Below are 1,199 nucleotides of genomic sequence, written 5' to 3' on the forward strand. Positions count from 1 at the left end.
CTCATCAGGACCTGGTTTCCGTGGCAGGGTGGAGCGGGCAAGCCTCAGGGGGCCAACAGCAGAGGGGGGAACCGTGATCGTTTGGATCAACGGTGCGTTCGGTGCGGGGAAGACCACCACCGCACGGGAACTGATCGACCTGATCCCGAACAGCACTCTCTTCGACCCCGAGCTGATCGGCACCGGGCTGGCGCAACTGCTGCCCGCCAAGCGCCTCGCCGAGGTCGGCGACTTCCAGGATCTGCCGATCTGGCGGCGGCTCGTGGTCGACACGGCGGCCGCGATGCTCTCCGAACTCGGGGGCGTGCTCGTGGTCCCCATGACGCTGCTCCGCCAGGACTACCGCGACGAGATCTTCGGCGGGCTCGCGTCCCGCAGGATCGCGGTACGCCATGTGCTTCTCGCCCCGGCGGAAACGATCCTGCGCGAACGAATAGCCGGCCGGGAGGTCCCACCGGACCTCCCCGACGGGGAGATACGGGTGCGCCAGTGGTCGTACGACCAGATCGAGCCCTACCGTGCCGCCCTGGCCGGCTGGCTCACCGCTGACGCCCACCCCGTCGACAACGGCACCCTCACCCCGTACGAGTCCGCGGTGCGCGTCGCCGAGGCCGTGAACAGCGGAACCGTGCCGGTCTGCGACATCGTGCAGACCCCCGAACCCACCTCCGAGACCATCGCGGCGGGGGTGCTCCTCTTCGACGAGCTGGACCGGGTACTGCTCGTCGACCCGACGTACAAGGCCGGCTGGGAGTTCCCCGGCGGCGTCGTCGAACCCGGCGAGGCGCCCGCGCGCGCGGGTATCCGGGAGGTCGCCGAGGAGACCGGCATCCGGCTCACCGAGGTCCCCCGCCTCCTGGTCGTCGACTGGGAACCCCCGGCGCCCCCCGCCTACGGCGGCCTGCGCCTCCTCTACGACGGCGGCAGGCTGGGCGGCGGCGAGGCCCGGCAGCTGGTGCTGCCGGGCCCCGAACTGCGCGACTGGCGCTTCGTCACCGAGGAGGAGGCCGCCGCACTCCTGCCCCCCATCCGCTACGAGCGCCTGCGCTGGGCACTGCGGGCGAGGGAGCGGGGGGCCGCCCTGTACCTGGAGGCAGGCGTGCCGCAGGGTTAGGGCCTGTCTGACAATTCCCGTCTGCCGCGCGACGCCATGCACGTACTCTCGCCGCACCGGGCGCAGAGCCAAGTACGTCCAGTAC

General features: G+C 71.4%; 1 protein-coding gene. It reads left to right on the forward strand.

The window, feature by feature from the left end:
* Window positions 1-73: 73 nt before the first annotated feature.
* Window positions 74-1,114: an NUDIX domain-containing protein gene (locus ACFWGJ_RS43770; protein WP_387334559.1), complete on the forward strand. Its 1,041-nt coding sequence runs from the start codon at window positions 74-76 to the stop codon at window positions 1,112-1,114.
* The last annotated feature ends 85 nt before the right edge of the window (window positions 1,115-1,199 follow it).

This window comes from Streptomyces sp. NPDC060205, from assembly GCF_042728395.1.
Taxonomy (GTDB): Bacteria; Actinomycetota; Actinomycetes; order Streptomycetales; family Streptomycetaceae; genus Streptomyces.